Source organism: Salibacterium lacus (assembly GCF_042684865.1).
In the GTDB taxonomy this organism is placed as follows: Bacteria; Bacillota; Bacilli; order Bacillales; family Marinococcaceae; genus Salibacterium; species Salibacterium lacus.
On sequence record NZ_JBHUML010000006.1, the window covers coordinates 273,068 to 294,711 of the forward strand.

Annotated in this window: 21 protein-coding genes and 4 tRNA genes; 1 reads left to right on the forward strand and 24 read right to left on the reverse strand. The window is 46.8% G+C overall.

Translation table 11 applies throughout. The features are described from left to right. Position 1: 1 nt before the first annotated feature. From ACFSUB_RS17175 to ACFSUB_RS17280, 22 genes are all read right to left on the reverse strand, one after another. Positions 2-1,333, reverse strand: coding sequence for a YycH family regulatory protein (locus tag ACFSUB_RS17175; protein ID WP_380714511.1), 1,332 nt, complete (start codon positions 1,331-1,333; stop codon positions 2-4). Continuing rightward, the gene (gene walK / locus ACFSUB_RS17180) at positions 1,330-3,153 is read right to left on the reverse strand and encodes a cell wall metabolism sensor histidine kinase WalK (RefSeq protein ID WP_380714512.1); all 1,824 of its coding nucleotides are present in this window, start codon (positions 3,151-3,153) and stop codon (positions 1,330-1,332) included. Before walK ends, ACFSUB_RS17175 begins: the two co-directional genes overlap by 4 nt. A 2-nt stretch (positions 3,154-3,155) precedes the next feature. Further along, on the reverse strand, positions 3,156-3,863 hold the full coding sequence (gene yycF, locus ACFSUB_RS17185; RefSeq protein WP_380714584.1) for a response regulator YycF: 708 nt from the start codon (positions 3,861-3,863) through the stop codon (positions 3,156-3,158). A 209-nt stretch (positions 3,864-4,072) separates the two neighbouring features. Continuing rightward, positions 4,073-4,148: transfer RNA gene (locus ACFSUB_RS17190), tRNA-Phe, on the reverse strand. Between the two features lie 31 nt (positions 4,149-4,179). Beyond that, positions 4,180-4,255: transfer RNA gene (locus tag ACFSUB_RS17195), tRNA-Asp, on the reverse strand. A 280-nt stretch (positions 4,256-4,535) separates the two neighbouring features. Then, positions 4,536-4,610 (reverse strand) — tRNA-Glu (locus ACFSUB_RS17200). A 123-nt stretch (positions 4,611-4,733) separates the two neighbouring features. Next, positions 4,734-4,809: transfer RNA gene (locus ACFSUB_RS17205), tRNA-Lys, on the reverse strand. Between the two features lie 140 nt (positions 4,810-4,949). Continuing rightward, positions 4,950-6,239, reverse strand: coding sequence for an adenylosuccinate synthase (locus tag ACFSUB_RS17210; protein ID WP_380714514.1), 1,290 nt, complete (start codon positions 6,237-6,239; stop codon positions 4,950-4,952). Positions 6,240-6,395: 156 nt separating this feature from the next. Next, the gene (locus tag ACFSUB_RS17215; protein WP_380714515.1) at positions 6,396-6,806 is read right to left on the reverse strand and encodes a helix-turn-helix transcriptional regulator; all 411 of its coding nucleotides are present in this window, start codon (positions 6,804-6,806) and stop codon (positions 6,396-6,398) included. 144 nt (positions 6,807-6,950) lie between these two features. Further along, positions 6,951-8,318: a replicative DNA helicase gene (dnaB, locus tag ACFSUB_RS17220; RefSeq protein ID WP_380714516.1), complete on the reverse strand. Its 1,368-nt coding sequence runs from the start codon at positions 8,316-8,318 to the stop codon at positions 6,951-6,953. A gap of 96 nt (positions 8,319-8,414) precedes the next feature. Beyond that, complete coding sequence (gene rplI / locus ACFSUB_RS17225; RefSeq protein WP_380714517.1) at positions 8,415-8,858, reverse strand: 50S ribosomal protein L9; 444 nt, start codon at positions 8,856-8,858, stop codon at positions 8,415-8,417. Further along, the gene (locus ACFSUB_RS17230) at positions 8,855-10,822 is read right to left on the reverse strand and encodes a DHH family phosphoesterase (protein WP_380714518.1); all 1,968 of its coding nucleotides are present in this window, start codon (positions 10,820-10,822) and stop codon (positions 8,855-8,857) included. Before ACFSUB_RS17230 ends, rplI begins: the two co-directional genes overlap by 4 nt. 11 nt (positions 10,823-10,833) lie before the next feature. Next, positions 10,834-11,772: a YybS family protein gene (locus ACFSUB_RS17235; protein ID WP_380714519.1), complete on the reverse strand. Its 939-nt coding sequence runs from the start codon at positions 11,770-11,772 to the stop codon at positions 10,834-10,836. Positions 11,773-11,950: 178 nt separating this feature from the next. After that, positions 11,951-12,178 (reverse strand): 30S ribosomal protein S18, encoded by a 228-nt coding sequence (gene rpsR / locus ACFSUB_RS17240; RefSeq protein ID WP_090927340.1) that lies wholly within the window; start codon positions 12,176-12,178, stop codon positions 11,951-11,953. A gap of 59 nt (positions 12,179-12,237) precedes the next feature. Beyond that, a complete protein-coding gene (gene ssb, locus ACFSUB_RS17245; RefSeq protein WP_380714520.1) occupies positions 12,238-12,717 on the reverse strand; it encodes a single-stranded DNA-binding protein in 480 nt (159 codons plus the stop codon). Between the two features lie 26 nt (positions 12,718-12,743). After that, the gene (rpsF, locus tag ACFSUB_RS17250) at positions 12,744-13,031 is read right to left on the reverse strand and encodes a 30S ribosomal protein S6 (RefSeq protein WP_090927338.1); all 288 of its coding nucleotides are present in this window, start codon (positions 13,029-13,031) and stop codon (positions 12,744-12,746) included. 467 nt (positions 13,032-13,498) lie between these two features. After that, the gene (locus tag ACFSUB_RS17255; protein ID WP_380714521.1) at positions 13,499-14,209 is read right to left on the reverse strand and encodes an ABC transporter permease; all 711 of its coding nucleotides are present in this window, start codon (positions 14,207-14,209) and stop codon (positions 13,499-13,501) included. Then, positions 14,206-15,054 carry an ABC transporter ATP-binding protein gene (locus ACFSUB_RS17260; protein WP_380714522.1) on the reverse strand — a complete coding sequence of 283 codons (849 nt, stop codon included), beginning with the start codon at positions 15,052-15,054 and terminating at the stop codon, positions 14,206-14,208. The genes ACFSUB_RS17255 and ACFSUB_RS17260 overlap by 4 nt, the downstream gene beginning before the upstream one ends. Before the next feature lie 118 nt (positions 15,055-15,172). Continuing rightward, positions 15,173-16,204, reverse strand: a complete 1,032-nt coding sequence (locus tag ACFSUB_RS17265; protein ID WP_380714523.1) for a LytTR family transcriptional regulator DNA-binding domain-containing protein — start codon at positions 16,202-16,204, stop codon at positions 15,173-15,175. Between the two features lie 313 nt (positions 16,205-16,517). Further along, positions 16,518-17,618, reverse strand: a complete 1,101-nt coding sequence (gene ychF / locus ACFSUB_RS17270) for a redox-regulated ATPase YchF (protein WP_380714524.1) — start codon at positions 17,616-17,618, stop codon at positions 16,518-16,520. 98 nt (positions 17,619-17,716) lie between these two features. Beyond that, complete coding sequence (locus tag ACFSUB_RS17275; protein WP_380714585.1) at positions 17,717-17,905, reverse strand: DUF951 domain-containing protein; 189 nt, start codon at positions 17,903-17,905, stop codon at positions 17,717-17,719. 148 nt (positions 17,906-18,053) lie between these two features. Further along, entirely contained in the window at positions 18,054-19,070 is a 1,017-nt protein-coding gene (locus tag ACFSUB_RS17280; protein ID WP_380714525.1) for a YkvI family membrane protein, read from the reverse strand. Positions 19,071-19,175: 105 nt separating this feature from the next. On the opposite strand from ACFSUB_RS17280, the gene yyaC reads away from it, so the two are divergent. Next, entirely contained in the window at positions 19,176-19,850 is a 675-nt protein-coding gene (yyaC, locus tag ACFSUB_RS17285; protein ID WP_380714526.1) for a spore protease YyaC, read from the forward strand. Positions 19,851-19,949: 99 nt separating this feature from the next. Here the strand turns inward: yyaC and ACFSUB_RS17290 are convergent, their stop codons facing one another. Together ACFSUB_RS17290 and ACFSUB_RS17295 are read right to left on the reverse strand one after the other, a co-directional pair. Then, positions 19,950-20,795, reverse strand: coding sequence for a ParB/RepB/Spo0J family partition protein (locus ACFSUB_RS17290; protein ID WP_380714527.1), 846 nt, complete (start codon positions 20,793-20,795; stop codon positions 19,950-19,952). Next, entirely contained in the window at positions 20,788-21,549 is a 762-nt protein-coding gene (locus tag ACFSUB_RS17295) for a ParA family protein (protein ID WP_380714528.1), read from the reverse strand. Before ACFSUB_RS17295 ends, ACFSUB_RS17290 begins: the two co-directional genes overlap by 8 nt. Between the last annotated feature and the right edge of the window lie 95 nt (positions 21,550-21,644).

Below are 21,644 nucleotides of genomic sequence, written 5' to 3' on the forward strand. Positions count from 1 at the left end.
GTTATCCCTCCGGGGTGGAGTCCGCTTGAGTGTCATCCGGATCTACCGGGTACCAGGCTCCATCGTGTTTCACATACCATCTCGGTTCAAATCGGAAAACAAGGCTGTCGGTTTTCTCCAGTTGATACCCAGGCTGAATGTCTTCAATCAAGGAAGGATCAAACTGCTGTTCTGCGTATTCAACCACTTCCCTGCCGGATGCCAGTTCGATGGAACCTCTTGCATCAATCGGAGAATCGTCAAGTTCAAACAGCGGACGGGAATATTCGGAAATCTGTCCTCCGGATCTCGTCACATTGATAGAAGAAATATCCGGACCTCCCGATGTGAACACCGGAAGTCCTGAGACAATCATCCGGTACGCCGCACTCTGCCCCTCAGACTGCAGCTGCCAGTCATATAACCTGTAATCATCGGTCCATCCTCCCCGGGAATTTACAAACCCGAACGTGGCATCAATCACATGACGTTGACTGGAAGAGGCGCCCTCACTGTATACCGGGTTGACATACTGAAAATATGTTCCATTTTCTTCTATACTTACCATGCGATTTCCGTCTGTAAACGAGGCTTCCCCATTTTCACGGCGGTACTGTTCCACATACTCCGCATCACTGAACAGTAAATTTAAAAACTGGTTATAATCAATGTCCGTTGATGTATCCGACAACGTGCTGTACTCTACCGGATTTTCCGGAAGATACAATACGTCAAGCGGAGAAGATGGACTACCGGGTTCGTAAGGAAAAACAGGTTTATACTGATTCATCTGCAGCATATAATTCTCCCGGAATGATGACAAACTGAAACTGGTTTCTCCTTGAAGTACAAAAGATTCCTCGTTGGAGGCAAAGGTAACCAGAAGGTTCTCCGAATTGCCCCCTTGATCCCTCAGAATAATACGATCCACCGAATTAATAGAAAGACCTGGATCTTCCTCCTCAAATTGAAACATCTGTAAAAAAACCTCATCGGGAACAGAGGCAGGAAAAATAATCTCTGCTGTACGGGGAGCTCCATACAAGCTTTCTCTGGATACATTCTCCCGCACCGTCATATTTTGAAATTGGGAATCCAGCAGTTCGTCGTAAAAACGCGCAAACAAATCATTCGTTCCATTTAACGCAGTGTAACTGACTCCCTCATGCAACACCAGCTGGGAGGGTTCTACCACATCATTCAAACTCCGCTCCTCTCCAATCTCTTCATTTGAAGTCGCAGCAGATTCATTAAGAGGAGCGAAATTGGGTTGAAATGTCCAAAGCTGCCACGTCAAAAACATACTGAACATTACTAACAAAGCAAGGGCCCAGGATTTTATACGTTCTTTCATTCTACAACCCCTTCTTTTTCCAGTGCTGAATAAGGAAGTGTTACGGCAACCGTCGTCCCTTGCTGCCACTCACTGTCGATCGTAATAAAGCCGTGGTGGGATTCAATTAATTCTTTCGCAATCGCAAGGCCGAGCCCGGTTCCGCCAAGATTACGGGCTCTTGCTTTATCCACCCGGTAAAACCGGTCAAATACTTTCGGCTGGCTTTCTTTTGGAATACCTACGCCTTCATCGGTGGTTTCCACATTAACCGTCTGAGGCCCCGGGGTCACCTTAATCGTAATGGTCCCCCCGTCCGGTGAATACTTCACCGCATTGGAAACAATATTGTCAAATACCTGCATCACTTTATCTTTATCAATGTCGACATATAACGGTTGGTCCGGGATCTTCTTGGAGAAATGGAGATTCCTGTCCTTTGTCATCATCTCAAAACGTTCCGCCATCTGTTCCAGAAGTTCTCCGAGATCCTCTGTTTCAAACGTCAGGCTCAAATCGTCACTATCCATCTTGGAAAGCTGCAGCAGGTCGTTGACAAGCCGTATCATGCGCTCTGTCTCATTCTGGGTAACCTGCAGAAAACGCGGTCCCAGGTTTTCATCGTACATAGCTCCGTCTTCCAACGCTTCCAGGTAACTTCTTAATGTTGTAAGAGGCGTCCTGAGTTCATGCGACACATTGGCTACGAATTCGCGGCGCTCCCGTTCAAGTGCTTCTTTTTCCGTTACATCATGCAAAACGGTGATCAGTCCGTTTACCGGGCCGTCTTCATTTCGGATGACAGAAAAGTTCGCTTCCACCAGGCGTGCTTCGTCTTCATCGCTGAAATCCAGTAAAATAGAATCAGCGTAATCATATAAGTCACTGGGCGCCACCGTTTCCGACAAATGCAGCAGCTCCGGCAGAGAGGCTCCCATAACATGATTACTGTCTACGTGGAGAAGCTGTTCGGCCCTTCTGTTCATCAGAATGATACGTCCCAATTCATCTGTTGCAATAACCCCATCGGTCATGTGTGTCAGAACGGAACTGAGTTTTTTCCGTTCTCCTTCCGTTGTCGCGTGGGCTTGTTTTAGATTCAACGTCAGAGAGTTGAACGATTCAGCCAGCTGCCCGATCTCATCCTGACCATACACCCTTACTCTTCTGGAGAAATCTCCTTCCATCATCACCCTGGCCTGCCGGCGCATATCAACAATCGGTCTTGTGATTGTCTGGGACAGCAGTACGCCAAGCAGAGCGGTAAGTCCGAGTGCGATAATGGTTCCATTGATAAAGATGGAATTAATCTGGTTCATTTCCTGATACATGCTTTCCATGCTTGCTTCGATGTAAATCGCTCCGATAATTTCCCCGCCTTGTTCAATCGGCTGGGCGACAACACGGAGGCGGTCTCCATCCTGACTTCGGACAATATCCTCCACCGGTGAACCGATAAGCGCTCGATCCACTCGGACACGGGTGCTCTGCTGGCCGACCAGGTTCTGGTCATTCCATTCCGATGTTCCCAGAATCTGCTGGTTCGGGCCGATAACCTGGGCTTCCATTCCTTCAATGGAGAAGAATTCCTGAAGAAGGTTGTCGATATCATCTTCCAGCGGTTCTTCCTCTTCGTCCCGGCTCCTTGTCAGTTCTTCCTGCACGTTATACTCGAGCAGATCCGCCCGTTCCTGAATCATATCTTTGTGATTACCTTCCAGCTGTGACTGCAGTTCCCCTGTAAAGTAAACACCTATCACCTGCACCGCAATAAAAATAAGCAGCAAAAAGATGGTGATCAGCTTAAAATGGATCGATTGAAAAAAACCACCCAGTTTCATGCCTACTTCTCCTGTTCAGGGTGCTTCACGTAATATCCTACACCGCGTCTTGTAACAATCCACATTGGATAGCTTGGATTATCTTCTACTTTTTCCCGCAGGCGGCGGACTGTCACATCCACTGTCCGAACATCTCCGAAGTAGTCGTATCCCCACACCGCTTGAAGGAGGTGTTCACGTGTCATGACTTGTCCTATATGCCTTGCTAGGTAATGAATGAGTTCAAACTCGCGATGCGTTAAATCTACGGGCTGTCCCCGTTTGGAAACCAGATAGGCGTCGGGGTCCACCGTTAAACCGCCGACCTCAATCAATTTCTGTTTCGAGGAACCTTCCTCCGGCACCGTCTGCAGACGACGGAGATTGGCTTTAACACGCGCAAGCAGTTCCCGGTTGCTGAAAGGTTTGGTGACATAATCATCCGCTCCGAGTTCCAACCCGAGCACTTTATCAATCTCGGCGTCCTTAGCTGTCAGCATGATAATCGGCATATCAAAATGTTTACGGATCTCCCGGCATACTTCCATGCCATCTTTATGAGGAAGCATAATATCAAGAAGAACTAAATCCGGCACAAATTCGTGCACCTTCTCCAGTGCTTCGTTTCCATCGTAAGCTACTTCGACTTCAAAACCTTCTTTTTTTAGATTAAAATCAAGAATATCGGCGATGGGTTGTTCATCATCGACAACGAGTATTTTTTCATCCATTTCCATTCGCTCCGTTTCCTGCATGAATTCCGGCCTGTTTCGTTTCATGCTCCTTAACGAAAAGGCGGACGACTTGTTTGTTTCTCATCTACCTATAATTGTAACATAAGGGACCACGATGGGTTATCATGGTTTAAATCTCTTTGTTTGTGCTATCAAAAAACGTCTGGACTATATGCCAGACGTTCGGGATTCTCTATTTTGAATGGTGGTGGCTCGAGACGGAATCGAACCGCCGACACGAGGATTTTCAGTCCACTGCTCTACCGACTGAGCTATCGAGCCTCTTTTGATTGAAGACAAATAAGTAAGTAAATGGCGGGCCTGACGGGAATCGAACCCGCGATCTCCTGCGTGACAGGCAGGCATGTTAACCGCTACACCACAGGCCCATTTTGAAAAGAATAAGCTGCGAATCTCTTCGTCAACTGCGTTCGTGTCGTCAGGTCACGTACTGAGGTACGTTCCCTCCTCCACTCTCTTGTTTCCTCGACCTTCTTGCTTCTTCTTTCCAAAAGCAAGGAGGCGAATCTCTTCGTCAACTGCGTTCGTGTCGTCAGGTCACGTACTGAGGTACGTTCCCTCCTCCACTCTCTTGTTTCCTCGACCTTCCTGCTTCTTCTTTCCAAAAGCAAGGAGGCGAATCTCTTCGTCAGCTTTTATAAAAGAAAATGGTGACCCGTACGGGATTCGAACCCGTGTTACTGCCGTGAAAGGGCAGTGTCTTAACCACTTGACCAACGGGCCGTCTGTAATACATGGTGAGCCATGGAGGATTCCGAAGCGAAGCTAGTCCTGCAGCTTCCTGTAACAACTCCCCCGCTGCAGGGGAACCGTAGGTGAGAATCCTGCACACCTTGTCATTTGAAATGGTGAGCCATGGAGGATTCGAACCTCCGACCCTCTGATTAAAAGTCAGATGCTCTGCCAACTGAGCTAATGGCTCCCGTTTTTTGTTCATCGTTTACAGCGACAGAATTAATAGTACCACGTCGATTTTTGATTTTCAACCGGTTTTTTTGAAAAAAATAATCCTGCCTGTTTTTCTCTCACCCAGAAGGGACAAAACAGGCAGGAGACAGCAGGTTAAACGCCCCATACTCCGCGGACAAGGTTGGTCTGATTTCGATCCGGACCGACCGAAAAGATGCTGAGGGGAATCTTCGTCAACTGGGACAGGCGTTCCAGGTAATGGCGGGCATTTTCCGGAAGTTCATCGAGCGAACCAACGTCCGTAATATTTTCTGTCCATCCAGGCATCTCTTCATAGACCGGCTCGCATTCGGCAAGTACTTTCAGGCTTGCAGGAAACTCTTCCATGATTTCACCGCGGTACTTATAAGCCGTGCATATTTTCACCGTTTCAATTCCTGTCAGCACGTCGAGAGAATTCAAAGAGAGATCCGTGATTCCGCTGACACGGCGAGCGTGGCGGACGACGACGCTGTCAAACCACCCTACACGGCGCGGGCGGCCGGTTGTTGTTCCGTATTCATTGCCCGTCTCCCGAATCTGATCTCCAACACTGTCCGTGAGCTCTGTCGGAAACGGACCGTCTCCTACACGTGTGGTATAAGCTTTTGATACACCAACGACATGATGGATTTTGGATGGGCCGATCCCGGATCCTATCGTGACACCGCCGGCGATTGGATTGGAAGACGTCACAAACGGATACGTTCCCTGATCGATATCAAGCATGACTCCCTGGGCTCCTTCAAACAGGACACGCCGGCCTTCATCCACCGCATCATTGAGAACAACGGATGTATCGCAGACATAATCCGCAAAAAATTGGCCGTATTCGTAATACTCATCGAGAATATCTCTGATCTGAAACCCTTTTGTCTCATAGATTTTCTCCAAGAGACGGTTCTTTTCATTTAAATTCCGGTCGAGTTTTTTTTCGAACTCTTCTTTATCCAAAAGGTCGGAGATACGGATGCCGATTCTGGCCGCTTTGTCCATGTAGGCAGGGCCGATCCCTTTCCGGGTGGTTCCGATTTTGTTCGTGCCTTTGCTTTCTTCCTCCATGGCATCGAGCTTCACATGGTACGGCAGAATGACGTGCGCCCGGTTGCTGATCCGAAGATTGCTTGTATCCACTCCTCGTTCATGGAGATACTTCAGTTCTTCGACAAGTGCTTTGGGATCAATCACCATCCCATTTCCAATGACACACGTTTTATTATCATAAAAAATGCCGGACGGAATCATATGAAGCTTATACGTATTTCCGCCAAACGCGATGGTATGACCGGCATTGTTGCCGCCTTGATATCTGGCAACAACTTCTGCATTTTCCGAAAGATAGTCTGTAATTTTCCCTTTGCCTTCATCTCCCCATTGTGTTCCTACAATTACGATTGATGACAAACTGTCCACCTCCGCACCTGTTCCCAGGCCGCTTTATTTTTTCTATGTAAAAGCCACAGGCTGAAAACCCTCACATAGTGTATCAATCCCACCTTGAAAAGTCAATAAAACACGAACATTATTGTAATATGGAGAGATTTATGTTCGTAAAAATACTCACTTCCCGCTTTTTAAAAGTGTCTTAAAGGATTTTACCATATCGGTAAAAAATACAATCGTTAATAACCCAATAATAAGTAAAAACGATGATTCTTCAAAAACGAAAATACCAAGGAGGACAAGGAACATACCAAGATAAAAACCTGGATCGGAAAGTTCTTCAAACGTTTCGTCTTCATCTACTTTTATTTTTTGCTGTAACTTTTTGTCTGTTTTGATTAAATCATCAATGGTTACTTCAAAAATTTCGCTGATCTTTATTAGAGTTTGGAGGTCCGGGTAGCCTTTATTGGTTTCCCATTTATAAACAGCCTGCCGGGTTACATTTAATTCCTCGGCCAGTTCATTCTGCGTCCACTCTCGTTCCATTCTACATTGCTTTAGTTTCGTTCCGAATTCGTCATTCATTTCATCACCTCTTAAAAAAATACTACAGTATCTTCTTCAAAGACGGAATAAATGTTTTGTTACAAACGTAAACGCTCCGTTTACATCCCGGTACAAAAAGCCCCTACGTAAAAAAGCCAAGGCTCTTTCCACCTTGGCTTCGAATCATGCACCGGGCGGCGCGTCTCTTTCATCATGGCGCCGGTCGAGGTTGACAAATTTGTTGTATTCTTTGATGAAGGCAAGTTCCACGGACCCCACCGGACCGTTCCGCTGCTTGGCCAGAATGACTTCAATCATATTTTGGTTCTCGGTTTCCTGATCATAGTAGTCTTCCCGGTACAAAAACGAGACAATATCAGCGTCCTGCTCAATACTTCCGGATTCACGGAGATCCGACATCATCGGTCGTTTATCCTGTCGGGACTCCACACCACGTGAGAGCTGGGAGAGCGCAATGACCGGCACGTCAAGTTCTCTGGCAAGGCCTTTGAGCCCTCTGGAAATTTCGGAGACTTCCTGCTGACGGCTTTCTCCGCCGCGGGACCCGGAGCCCTGGATTAACTGCATGTAATCAATCATGATCATGCCAAGTCCCCGTTCCTGTTTCAGACGCCGGCACTTTGCCCGGATTTCATTCACTTTCACACCGGGTGTATCGTCGATGTAAATACCCGCTGAAGAAAGGCTTCCCATAGCCATCGTCAGCTTTTCCCAGTCTTCTTCTTCAAGTGAACCGGTCCGCAATTTTGTGGCATCAATATTTCCTTCGGCACACAGCATCCGCTGCACAAGCTGGGCAGCGCCCATCTCCAGACTGAAGACAGCGACATTCTCCGCCGATTTTGTTGCCACATTCTGGGCGATATTCAGCGCAAACGCCGTTTTTCCCATTGATGGGCGGGCCGCGACAATAACCAGATCACTACGCTGAAAACCGGTGGTCATTTTATCCAGTTCTGCAAATCCGCTTGCCACCCCGGTAATATCATCCTCCCGGTTCTGCAGCATTTCAATATGATCGTACGTTTCAATCAGCACGTCCTTGATGGAAACGAATGCGCTCGTCCGGCGCTGCTGGGCTACTTCGAGGATGGATCGTTCTGCGTCGCTCAGAATATCCTCCACTTCATCTTCCCCATTATAGCCTTCGGAGACAATCGATGTGGCTGCCTGAATCAAACGGCGCAGAATCGATTTCTCCTGAACAATCCGGCTGTAATAATCCACATTGGCAGCGGTCGGCACAGCATTGGCAAGATCCGTTAAGTAGGAAATGCCGCCTACTTCCTCCAGCCACTCATGATCCTGCAGCGCCGAAGTCATCGTTACTACGTCCACCGGGCTTCCTTTTTCCCCTAATTCAAGCATTACCCGAAAAATTCGTTGATGAGACACGCGATAAAAGTCTTCGGGTGTGATGCGTTCTGTTGCTGTAACTAAGGCCCCGGCTTCCAAAAAAACAGCGCCCAGAACGGCCTGCTCTGCTTCAATATTCTGAGGAGGCCTGCGCTCAGCCATGATATCGCTCATGTCCATCTTCCTGCCTTTCCTTTGTTTCCTTGCACAGAAAAAACCGGCCTATAACGTACGAAACATTATAAGCCGTATGAAGAAGCCGACTGCGGTTTACTCTTCCACTACATGCACATCAACGACCGCCGTTACCTCTTTATGCACTTTAATCGGCGTCTTCGTTACGCCGAGTGTGCGGATCGACTGATCGAGTTCAATTTTTCGTTTATCCACTTTCATGCCCATATCCTTCAACTGTTCTGCAATCTGTTTTGTCGATACAGCGCCGAACAAGCGGCCGGCTTCTCCAGCTTTTGCAGTAACAGTAACTTTTGTATTTTCCAGCTGTTCCTTGAATTTCTTCGCGTCTTCAAGTTCCTGCTGTGCTTTTTTCTCATCGCTTTCCTGTTTAGCCTTCAGGTTTTTTACGTTACCTGCTGTCGCTTCAACAGCCAGATTGTGCTTGAATAAATAGTTCCGGGCATAGCCTTCCGATACGTCTTTCATTTCACCTTTTTTCCCTTTTCCTTTTACATCCTGGTTAAAAATCACTTTCATTCCTCGGTTCCTCCTTCCAGATATTCATCGATGGCCTGCTTCAGCCTTTCCTCTGCTTCATCAAGCGCAGAATCAAGCTGCGTAGCGGCATTGGTAAGGTGTCCGCCTCCGCCGAGGGCTTCCATAATCAGCTGCACATTCACTTCACCCAGAGAGCGGGCGCTGATGCTCACCTTTTTGTCACTACGTTTGGAGAGCACAAAGGATCCCTTCACATCATTCATCGTAAGCAGGGTGTCCGCTGCCTGGGCTATTAAAATCTGATCATACATTTCCTCTTCCGGCGCTTTGGCTACCGCCATGCCATCCCGGTAAATCGCCGCTCTCTCTATTAAGTGCGACCGCCGCACGTACTGGTCGATATCCTCTTTCAGCAGCCTCTGCACCGTCGTTGTGTCCGCTCCGTGGGATTTCAGGAAGGAGGCGGCATCAAACGTACGGGAACCCGTCCGGATGGCAAAACTTTTCGTGTCCACAATAATACCGGCAAGCATGGCTGTGGACTCAAGTTCATCCATCGAGAGCTTGTTTGGTTGATATTCTAACAGTTCAGTCACCAGTTCTGCAGTCGAAGAGGCATAAGGTTCCATGTATACGAGGACAGGGTCCTTAATAAACTCTTCCCCGCGCCGGTGGTGATCCAAAACCACCACCCGGTCGACTGCATCAACGAGGCGGGGTTCAATAACCATCGACGGCTTATGTGTGTCCACTACGACAAGCAGTGTATGCCGTGTTAAATCATCTAACGCTTCTTCCGGCGTAATAAATTGAGACCAGAGGTACTCATGGTCACCTACTTCTTCCATCAGCTTCTTCACGTCCGGATTAATTTCGTTGGGGTCGACAACGACGTATCCGTCTGTATTGTTGACTTCGGCTACTTTCAGCACACCGATTGCCGCACCAATGGCATCCATATCCGGGTTTTTATGCCCCATGATAATAACCTGATCGCTCTCCAGCACAAAATCGCGGAGGGCGTGGGAAATGACGCGGGCACGGACTCTTGTCCGTTTTTCCATGGCGTTGGATTTACCGCCGTAAAAACGTACTTTCCCGTTTGTTTCCTTAATGGCGACCTGGTCTCCGCCGCGCCCGAGAGCAAGATCCAGACTGGACTGCGCCAGACTTCCAAGTTCCCGCAGCGAAGAATCACCGCTTCCGATACCAATGCTCAGTGTAATGGATACTTTCTCTTTTCCGGTTACATCTCTGACATAATCAAGCAGTTCAAAGCGTGTCTTCTCCAGCTGCTTTAATGCTTTCTTATTCATCACAGCAATAAAGCGGTCGGATGAAATGCTGCGCAGCAGAATTTGATGCTCTTCCGCCCATTCATTTAACGAGGTTGTGACATGACTCATCAAGCTGCTCCTCATTTGATCATCCATACCCTGGGTCACTTCATCGAAATTATCCAGATAAACAAGACCTATAACCGTCTGTTCTTCTTCGTAAAGGGCCTGGGTTTCTTTTGTTTCCGTCATATCAAAAAAGTACAGCAGTCGTTCGTCATGCTTAATGTATATCGTATAGTGCCTGTCACTCAGCGTTAACTCTGCTTCCGTCTCCCCTTTTCTGATCGGAGATGATATATCTTCAAACACATCATTGAGCGGAAGACCAAGAAACTCACGCGGCAGGTAATTCATCATGAACGGATTGGCCCACTGCACCTGATACTCTTCATCATACAAAACGATTCCGATAGGCAGGCTGGTGACTGCTTCTTCACCGGCTTTATTGACACGGTGGGACAACGTTTTTATATACTTTTCCAGATCACGTTCAAATGCTTTTCTGGCCTGGAGCACATAAATAAGCAGAAACAGCAGGATTAAAAATCCGACGACGCCAAGCATCCATTGATATATCGTCAATAAACCAATGAACAAAGCAGCTGCCGCGAACAATAAGGTTACATGCAGACCGTGCCAGCGGTTCATTAAAAACTTAGGCATATTGTCAACCCCTACTTCGTGTCAGATTCCAGACGTTTTTTCAATTGAAATCCTAAATCCATAATACCCAAAATACGCGCCAGCAAAAGAATAAAAGGCAGAATCAACCCAAAAATCATGAGAAGAATGGGAAAGGCTTTTGGGATAGATTTACTATAACAATAATGAAAGATCACCGTAAAACCCTGCAGAGCCATGGCTGTTTCCAGTAAAGGGAAGAGATTCCACATTACGGTCTGGACTGCCGAGCCATCTTCGGCCCCTACCAGGTATACAATAAAGGTAAGGAGATAATACCACAGAAGGGAACGTGGAACATTCCAGTTTCGAAACGGCGGAAACGCCTCCACTTCCATGTTCATGCGCCGCATCACCTTGTGGGCAATGAACTGTGTCAAAAAGGCATATAATACACCTGTAAATACAATTAAGAGCGGTCCCATCTGCCCGAAGCGGTCAATCATTTCCCCGTACTGTTCCAGTTCCCCGGAAGTCTCCTGGCCCAGGGAGGAAAGCATGGACTGTGCCTGCTCCGCCGACTGCCTCATAATATCCTGAAGAACCGACAGCGGATCGATATCAAAGAGAAGAACCGTTCCGGCGTAAATAACCGTCAGTCCGCAGATATAAGCAACACTCGCGGCGGCGGCTGTAATCAGAGCCTCTTTCCTGCGGCGCATCAGTTCTCCCATGGTCACGCCGCCGAGTGCCGACAGCATGGCAAAGGGAAGACCTGTAAGAGCAGTTAAAAAGACAGACAGCAGCATCGATACAGCCGCCATCACGACACCCGGCTTCCAGCCGTACCGCGCCGTAAACACAATAAAAGGCAGAGGCAGGAACCAAAGCAGTATCGTGCTGAGAAACGGAACGAATACAGCAAGCAGCAGCATGACAATAAAAATCCCGCTCAACACGGCTCCTTCCGTTATTCTTCTCGTTTGCTGCAAGTAACGTCACCTCATCCATCGCATTCTCATATAAGCAAAAACATCATCCGTAGTGTTTATGTAGAATCCATTCGTCTATTGTAAGCCATTCTTTTGAAAAAAGAAAGAATGTCCTGACGCGCAGCCGCGAAATAAAAAACGTTTCCCGGTCGAGTCGGGAAACGTTTTTACCTGCGCCTTACTGTTCCCTTACATAAGGAAGCAGCGCCACATGGCGGGCACGTTTGATTGCTTTCGTCAATTGACGCTGGGACTTGGCACAAGTACCAGTTACACGGCGCGGAAGAATTTTACCGCGTTCCGAGATGAATTTCTTCAATAGTTCTACGTCTTTATAGTCAATTTTATTAATCTTATTGACTGTAAAGTAACATACCTTCCTTCTCTTACCTCTACGGCGTGCCATAAAGTTTCAACCTCCTTTAGAATAGTTTTTTGTTTTATACGAAGAAGGGGAGAGTTTTATTAAAATGGCAGATCATCATCGGATATATCAATCTGCTGACCGTCATTGCCGAATGGATCATCATTCAGGTTGGACGATCCGCCTTGATTCTGCTGACCGGAGTTCTGCTCGGCGCCGTACTGATTCCCCTGGGGAGCGCCGCCACCGCCGCCTGAAGACCCGCGCGGTTCGAGAAATTGTACGCTCTCAGCCTGCACTTCCACGACAGTAACACGGCGTCCTTCCTGATTTTCATACTTCCGGCTCTGCAGACGGCCGTCAATACCGGCCTGACTGCCTTTTTTCAAATAGTTTGCGACGTTTTCCGCCTGTTTTCTCCAGGCCACACAATTGAAAAAATCAGCTTCCCGTTCTCCATTTTGATTCGTGAACGGGCGGTTCACGGCGATGCCGAAATTAACCACGGCGATACCATTCGGGGTATACCGCAGCTCGGGATCACGGGTCAGCCGGCCAACCAGAACAACACGATTTATCATTTTAGAACTCCTCCCACTGGTTATCCTTAGTCTTCATTTTTAACGACAAGGTGGCGGATAACGTTATCATCCATCTTAACCAGGCGTTCGAATTCATCGGTTGCGCCCGGCTCTGCCTTGATATACACAACGACATAATAACCGTCTTTCAGGTCATCAATTTCATAAGCCAGACGGCGTTTGCCCATCTCATCTACTTTTTCAATTTCTGCTCCCTGATTTGTCAGGACGTTGTTGTAACGCTCAACCATTTCCTTGATTCCGTTCTCATCAACGCTTGGAGCAATGATATAAAGTACTTCATAGTTACGCATATGCGTCACCTCCTTTTGGTCTTTACGGCTCTCGTTCAAAAAAGAGCAAGGAGCAAAATCATGTATTGATATTTCACTCACAACATACAATTCTAGCAGAACTGCTATACATTTACAATAAGAAACCTCATGTTTATGTTCTAAACGATGAAAATAAGAAAGGGGACTTGGACAAAATAAAATGTCCTCGCCCGTCAGCTCCGCCCAGCAGCTGACGCAAAGGAAGGAATAGTGTCCTCAGATCGTCGTTTGACAGACACTATTTCGATACAACCAGGAACTAGTGGTCGCAAGGGGAGGATCCGGGGACACTAAAAGCTCCAAACGGCCGCTTAGTATCCACACCCCTGAAAATGATACGTCCGGTGAATGCGCTGAAACCCAAAAAAACCCGGACGACAGCCTTTTGGAAACCATCGTTCGGATTTTTATACCATACCGATTCTTATGTCACACGCTCTCTACATCTATTCGTCCCAGGTCCTTTTTTGAAAGACGATGACCATTGTGACGATTGCCGCTGCCATCCATGCGGCAAGAATAGCATAGTGGCCGGCCACACCTGCCATTTTGTTTCCTGCATCGAGGTCCCGGCCTAAATATTCCAACTGGAAATTAGGTAAATATTCCAGCACCTGCAGCACAGCGTACTCCTCAATAAACACATTAAAAATGGGACCCATTCCAAACAAAAATATGAAAGGAACAATAATTACCGACGCTTCCATTAATGACCTTGTCAAGAGTCCCAGTACGGTTCCAATAACAATACAAAAGAGAAGGGTGATAATGAGCGCAGGCAGAAGGACCGCTGGATTGGCCCATTCTCCATCCATAATGACATGGCAGATACCAAAGGTAAGGACGGTTAACAAGATACTGACGATACTCTTACCGATAAGAATTTCAGCCATGGTAGCCGGCGACATCATCAGGCCGCGCAAGGTGTTTTTCTCCTTTTCCTCCGCTATCAGAGCACTTTGAACATACGTGCCCACGGTCACAAACGTCAAATTGATGAGCATAAAGTAAAGTCCCAGCTGAGCGGGTCCTGAAGTGGTGAGCAGCACCGCCATAACAATTGGCATAATAAGCGTCGTTAACACATACATATTTTTGGTCAGGTCTTTGACATCTTTTTCAAAAATAGCATAGATCCGCTTCATAGAATGACTCATAGCAAAGCCCTCCCTGTCACATGGACAAAAATATCACCAAGCGAAGGTTCATTCATTCGAATGGAAATGATTTCTCCTGTGGTCATGTATTGATACACTTCTTCCGCACTTTCCGGGCTGTTTTTCACAACAACATGTTTATTATTCTTCAATTCCAGCGTCATCGTCTGGTCGGAGAATTGACGGCGCAGCCGTTTCGGTTCATCCAGCAGCTGAATCCTCCCCTGCGAAAGAAAGGCAACACGATCGCACAATTGCTCCGCTTCGTTCATATCATGCGTCGTTAAAAATATCGTTGTTCCACGCTCATTGAGATCACGAAGTTTTTTATGCACCAACATCGATGTAGATGGATCGAGCGCTGCTGTCGGTTCATCTAAAAACAACAGCTCCGGTTCATGGAGCAGCGCTCTTGCTAAAATTACCCGCTGGGTCATTCCTTTAGAGAGGTTGGATACAATCTTTTTGCTATCGTTTTGTAATGCTAAAGACTCGAGTTCTTCCGGAATTTTTTCTTTTGAAATACCGTAAAGCTCGCAGTATAACTTCAAGTTATCATAAACAGATAACCTTTGGTATAAACCGCTGTTGTCCGTCATCACCCCTAATTTCTGAAGATAAGCAGGATCATTGATGGAAGTGGACAAAACTCCAAATACATCAGCCTTCCCTGAAGATGGTGCAAGCTGCCCCGTTAAGATTTTTATCGTTGTCGTCTTCCCCGCTCCGCTTGGGCCGAGAAAGCCAAAAATCTCCGCTTTTTTCACAGAAAAGGTCATATCCTCTATGGCCGTGCCGCCGGAAAAGGATTTTTGCAGGGATTCGACCTGAATAATATCTTCCATGTTCAACCTCCTATGCTGCCGGTATGCCGGCAATTTAACTGCTTCTTCAGCATAAGAGATCTATTGGTGTGCAGCATTATATTATCCATGAACAGCGGATAAAACATAGTGAGTGGAGCTATTTCAGCCCGAGCATATCTTTTAATTCCGCCATTTTATTTTTAGAAAGAGGAATTTCCGAATCGACGGCGTCTTCAAGTTTTAAGCTGTAGCTGTTTTTCGTCCACGTAATAATTTCCCGCACCTTCTGCAGATTGACAATATAGGAACGATGACATCGGAAAAATCCAAAGGACTGAAGTTTTGATTCAAGATCATTTAAGGTGAACATGCAGGCAAACGCTTCTCCGCGGATATGTACGTTAGACTGTCCGGCATGACTTTCAATATAATCAATCTCCGGCGGGTCGAACAAAATCATTTTTTCATTTACTTTCGTCGGGATTTTATGAAACGGAACTGCCGTTATATCTCCTTTTTCTTCAGAAGTTTCATCGGTTGAATCAGGTTCTTCTTCCTGCTTCACTTCGATAAGATGAAGACCTGTATCGTCCAGGCGGTAGACCGTTTCCGTTAAGGTAATCGCGCTTTCCATGTTTCCGGTCAAAAGGAGGACGCCTTTATTGTTTTTCTGTAAATAGCGCACCACGTTTATAAAAATACGCTTCGTCGCGATATCCACATTTTGATCAAGCTCTTCAAAAAGGTAAAGGGAAGGATTCTGAAAAAGCACTCTCGCCAATTGGACCCTTCGCTGCATCGAGTAAGAGATATGCTTTACCTTTTGGTGTTTAACATCCGCTAATTGCGTCAGTTCATACACTTTTTCTATAGATACATCTGTGCCATATAACTTTTTAAACAGCTGCAGCTGATCTTTCACTTTCAGACGTTCATACAGTCCTTCCTGTAGAAAAAGGATTCCTAAATCAAGGGAAGGAAAGCTCTTGCTGTTCGACATGGAAGCCTCTCCCACCCATATTTCTCCATCGGTGAACGCTTCTTTTCCGGTAAAAAAACCAAGAAGGATATGACGTAAATCCGTGCTGGAATGAATAGATACTGTGCTCCCCTCTAAAAGCTCAAGCTGTATCCCGGGGAAAATAACCTGATCCTGACGATGCTTCTTTACATCAACTATTCTTAACAACGTGATAATAACTCCTCCCTTCTACTCCTGCGAAAATTTGTGGAGCCCCTTTCGTTAAAGCTGGTTCATACTTACCTTTTGAGGTGCTTTGCTTTTGAAAAGGGAAACATAGACGCTTTATATTTCCCTTTTTCGATTCCTGTTACACTAAAAGGTAATTATAAAAGCTTTATAGTAACTTTTTTCGCTCTCCACCCTTTGAAACCGGTCACCTTCGACTGACGCTGCTCCCGCTGGAGCCCTCCAAAGTTTCATACATTTTTATTTGATTAAAAAAGCGCAAGAGGCCCGCCTGGGACCCTTGCGCTCTTTTTTATACATTGAAACGAAAATGAATAACATCGCCGTCTTTTACGACGTACTCTTTTCCTTCCAGCCGTACGTTGCCTGCTTCTTTAGCCGTGTTCATCGAGCCGGCATTCATTAAATCGTCATAGCTGACCACCTCGGCCCGGATAAAGCCGCGTTCAAAGTCACTGTGAATCACGCCTGCCGCCTGTGGAGCCTTCATGCCGCTTCGGATGGTCCAGGCTCTGACTTCCGGTTCTCCTGCCGTGAAGTAGGTTTCAAGACCAAGCAGTGTATAGGCCGCCCGGATAAGCTGGTCAAGTCCGGCTTCTTCAATACCGAGGTCATCCAGAAATTCCTGCCGATCCTCGCCTTCAAGTTCAGCAATCTCGGATTCAATTTTGGCACAGACCGTAATAACACCAGAGCCTTCTTCAGCGGCATAGTCTTTTACAGCCTGTACGTACTCATTGTCTTCCCCGCTTAATAAATCTTCTTCACTGACATTGGCCGCATACAGCACCGGCTTCATTGTGAGCAGCTGAAAACCATGAATCAGCTTCAGTTCTTCATCGGTCCATTCGAGGCTTCTGGCCGGTTTTTCTTCTTCAAACGCATCACTCAGTTTCTGCAGAACTTCATACTCAGCCAGAGCATCTTTATCTTTGGATTTCGCCAGTTTGGCTACCTTATCCATTCGTTTCTGAACGGTTTCAAGATCAGCCAGAATAAGTTCAAGATTGATGACTTCAATATCACGGATAGGATCCACGCTGCCGGAAACGTGGGTAATCTCGCCGTCATTGAAACAACGGACTACGTGCGAGATGGCGTCCACCTGCCGGATGTGGGAAAGAAACTTATTCCCAAGTCCTTCTCCCTTACTGGCTCCTTCCACAATGCCTGCGATATCGGTAAACTCAAACGCCGTAGGAATGGTTTTTTTCGGCTGGACAAGCTCGGACAGCTTGTTCAAACGCGGGTCCGGCACTTCCACGATACCTACGTTGGGGTCTATCGTACAGAAAGGATAATTGGCTGATTCCGCGCCCGCCTGTGTAATTGCATTAAATAACGTGGACTTCCCGACGTTGGGAAGTCCGACAATACCTGTTGTCAACGCCATATTCGTGTCACTTCCTTTAGAATCCATTACTCTATGGATATGCTTCGTTTTCACCCTGTCCAATTATAGAGACAAGCCCGCTGAAAAACAAGCTGTGGTTACTGTTCTGCGTGCTCGATTACTCTTTTCATTTTTTTTCGGAATTCCCGGCGCGGAAGCATAACACTGTGTCCGCACCCCTGACATTTGATGCGGATATCGGCTCCCACACGAATGATTTTCCATTTATTTTCCCCACACGGATGAGGTTTCTTCATTTCCACCACATCATGTAAGGCAAAAGGCATATCAACCAATGGCTGCACCTCATTTCTACTAACCGATACTCCAATTGTATTATATGTAATATCCTATCCTATCTTATAAAAAGAAACAATCCTTCCGTTTCAAATCTTTATCATTTCCCGGGAAATGATAATGGACTTCCTTCTTGTCTCACAACCTTTTACTTAGGAAAAAAGGATGAATCAATACAACAACCAGTAAATATAAATTTAAAATGCCGTAAATGGGGTATAGAAGGGAAATGAGTCTGGAAAAACCCAGCTCTGTCACCGGCAGCATCAAGCAGAGAAGCAGGACCGCCAGCAGCCAGGACGGCATGTCCAACATCGAGCGGAGCCTGGTTGATAATCCATGCAGTCCGGAAGCGGCTGTGGTAAAAATAGCGGTCCATAATAACACCGCCATGAATGCTGTAACAGAATGCGGATAAGATTCAAGCAGAGCAAACAGCGGAATCTCATACAACATGATATCTTCTGCTGCCGCAAGAAGGGACTCATTATATAAAAAAGAGACACTACCGAGAATACTGCCGCTTCCGATACTGGCAATCCAGATTTCTCCGCGGTGTTTAATCTGTGTGCCGGTCGTGGACAGCACCGCTACAAGTGGAAGCAGATTCAGGGAGGTAAACGTGAAAGAAGATGCCCAGTTCCGCTGAGACACCCAGTTCGAAAAACTGAAATCAGCATTCAACCTGAAGTAGACGGTCAGTGTCAATATGAGGCTGATAATAAGAACAGGCATGAGGAAACTATTAAGGCCGGTCAGCCCCTTCACACCACGTATAGATACAATAAATAAGAGGGCACACATGAAGAGAATTCCAGCGGTGAACGGAACATGAAAATACTCCAGCGCCGCACCACCGCCGGCAATCATGATCCCTGTCGTTGTAAATAAATACACAATGATTAAAACATCGTATCCCTTGGAAAAACGAGGGCCCATCAACCTGGCCAGGACGACAGAATAATTCTCAGTCTTCTCCTGGTAGCTGATCGTCAGCACGACAAAACAGCTGATCGTAAACAATACGCTGAAAATCAAGATAGCCAGTCCACTTTCATGACCAAAAAACTGCCAGATTTCTCTTCCGGATGCATAACCGGCCCCAATTGTCGTACCTATAATAAGAAACATCCATTTCAACCCATCAACAACCATCAGCACATTTCTCCCTTTGTCCGGATTTTTTCATCGCTGTGTCTCATGTATAGAAAAGATACCGAATTCCTATACTGGAACTACTATGAAAAAGGAGAGGCTAATATGCTTGGGAAAAAACCTGTTCATGCTTCCAATCCGTATCGTTATCACGTGCATGCCGAAGAAGTCACCGCCTCTGCCCACCTGGCCGCACAGCTGTATGAACAGCTGCAGCACGTACCCTCCCACCGGGATCTCATCATCGTATGTATAGGAACAGACCGATCCACCGGTGATTCGCTCGGACCGCTCGTCGGTTCCTCCCTTGAAAAGAAGTTTCTGCAGCGGTTTACCGTGTATGGGACATTGGAACACCCCGTTCATGCCGTGAATCTGGAGGAAACCATGGAAGAGATTGCGAAAAAACATCGTTTCCCTTATATTATTGCGGTAGACGCCTGTCTGGGAAAATTGAAGAATGTCGGTATTATTAATTTCACGGAAGGGCCGGTTATGCCTGGGGCAGCGATGAAGAAAAAACTTCCGGAAGTCGGGGAGATGCATCTGACTGGTATTGTCAACGTGAGCGGGATGATGGAATATTTCGTCCTTCAGAACACCCGGCTCCATCTTGTCATGAAAATGTCAGAACGCATTTCGGAGGCGTTCAGCCGGGCAGACCGCAAACTGAAAGGGGCCTCGGCAGATTCAGTGTTTCAACGTCCGATGAACCTCTCCACCCAGCAAAACGGCTCGTCTGCCTCTGAGAGCGCCTTTTCACTGCAGAACCATAAATAGAAAACCAATACGAAACGCTCCCGACTATCCATTATGATAATCGGGAGCGTTGCTTACGTTTTAGAAACCAATTGAGCTGTGCTATTGGTTAAAAGTCTGTCAGTCGTTTTCCAGCATTTCCAGGATACGCTGTAAATCGTCATCGTTTACAAACTCTATTTCTATTTTCCCTTTTTTGCGTCCTTGTTTTATAGCCACCGAGGTGCCGAAGTAGGATCGGAGTTCTTCTTCTTTCGCCTGCAGAAAGACAGAAGGTTCCGTTTTTTCCGTTTCTTTTTTCTTTGCTGCAGCGGAATTAGACGTTTGATTCAGCTGCTGCACCAGCTCTTCTGTCTGACGGACATTCAAGGATTCTTTTTCTATTCTTCCTACAATATCGGCAGCCTGTTTTTTATCGCGCAGCCCAAGCAGAGTGCGGCCGTGTCCCATCGATAGTGTTTTCTCGGCCAGTTTCTGCTGTACATCAGCGGGAAGTTGGAGCAGCCGTAGATAATTGGCAATATGCGGGCGGCTTTTCCCAAGACGTTTGGAGAGCTCATCCTGTGTGACCCCAAGGTATGTCATCAGCTTTTCGTAGGCTTTCGCTTCTTCGACCGGGTTGAGGTTCTCGCGCTGCAGGTTTTCGATCAAGGCAACTTCCATTATTTGTTCATCGCTCAAGTCTTTCACCACAGCCGGAATCTTTTCCATGCCGGCCGTTTTGGCTGCGCGGTAACGGCGTTCTCCTGCCACGATTTCGTATCCTTTTATGCTTTTACGGACAATAAGCGGCTGCAATATACCATGTTCTACGATAGATTCCTTTAACTCCTCTATCGCTTCACTCGTGAACGTCTTGCGGGGCTGATAGGGATTGGGCCTCAGTTCCTTCACCTTGATTTCTTCGACTTGACTGCCTTCATCCGGGATAAGAGCATTTAAACCCCTGCCTAGTCTTCTAGCCATCAGCCGTCACTTCCTTTGCTAAGTCTAAATATACCTGAGCCCCTCTTGACTTGGCATCATAAAGCATAATCGGAAGACCATAACTGGGAGCTTCACCCAGCCTTACATTCCTTGGTATGATCGTTTCAAATACTTTTTCCTGGAAGTATTTCTTCACCTCTTCTATGACCTGGATACCGAGGTTGGTACGGGCATCGAGCATGGTAAGCAGTACTCCCTCTATGCACAAATCGGTATTCAGATGTTTTTGTACGAGGCGTATCGTATTAAGAAGCTGACTCAGCCCTTCCAGCGCGTAATATTCACACTGTACCGGTATAAGCACCGAATCCGCTGCCGTCAAAGCATTAATTGTCAGCAGTCCAAGGGAAGGAGGACAATCGATGATCATATAATCATAATCATCTTCCATCTCCGACAGAGCTTTTTTCAGACGTATTTCCCGGGAAATGGTGGACACAAGTTCAATTTCAGCGCCCGAAAGCTGGATAGTGGATGGAACAACATGCAGGTTCTCCACACTGGAAGGACGGATCACCTGTTTTGTATCGGCGTCTTCCACGAGCAGGTTGTAGATGCACTCATCAACGTCCCCTTTTTCAACTCCTGCACCGCTGGTGGCGTTTCCCTGTGGATCTATGTCTACAAGAAGCACTTTCTTTCCTATGTGTGCAAGGCAGGCGCTGATATTTACAGCTGTAGTCGTTTTACCGACACCGCCTTTCTGGTTTGCAACTGCGACGACCTTTGCCATCAATACACCTACTTTCTTCCACTTGCTGGTGTGAAACATTCCACCTTTTCACTTTGTATAAGCGTTCCTAAATCTCTCCCGTACTTCAACCGGAG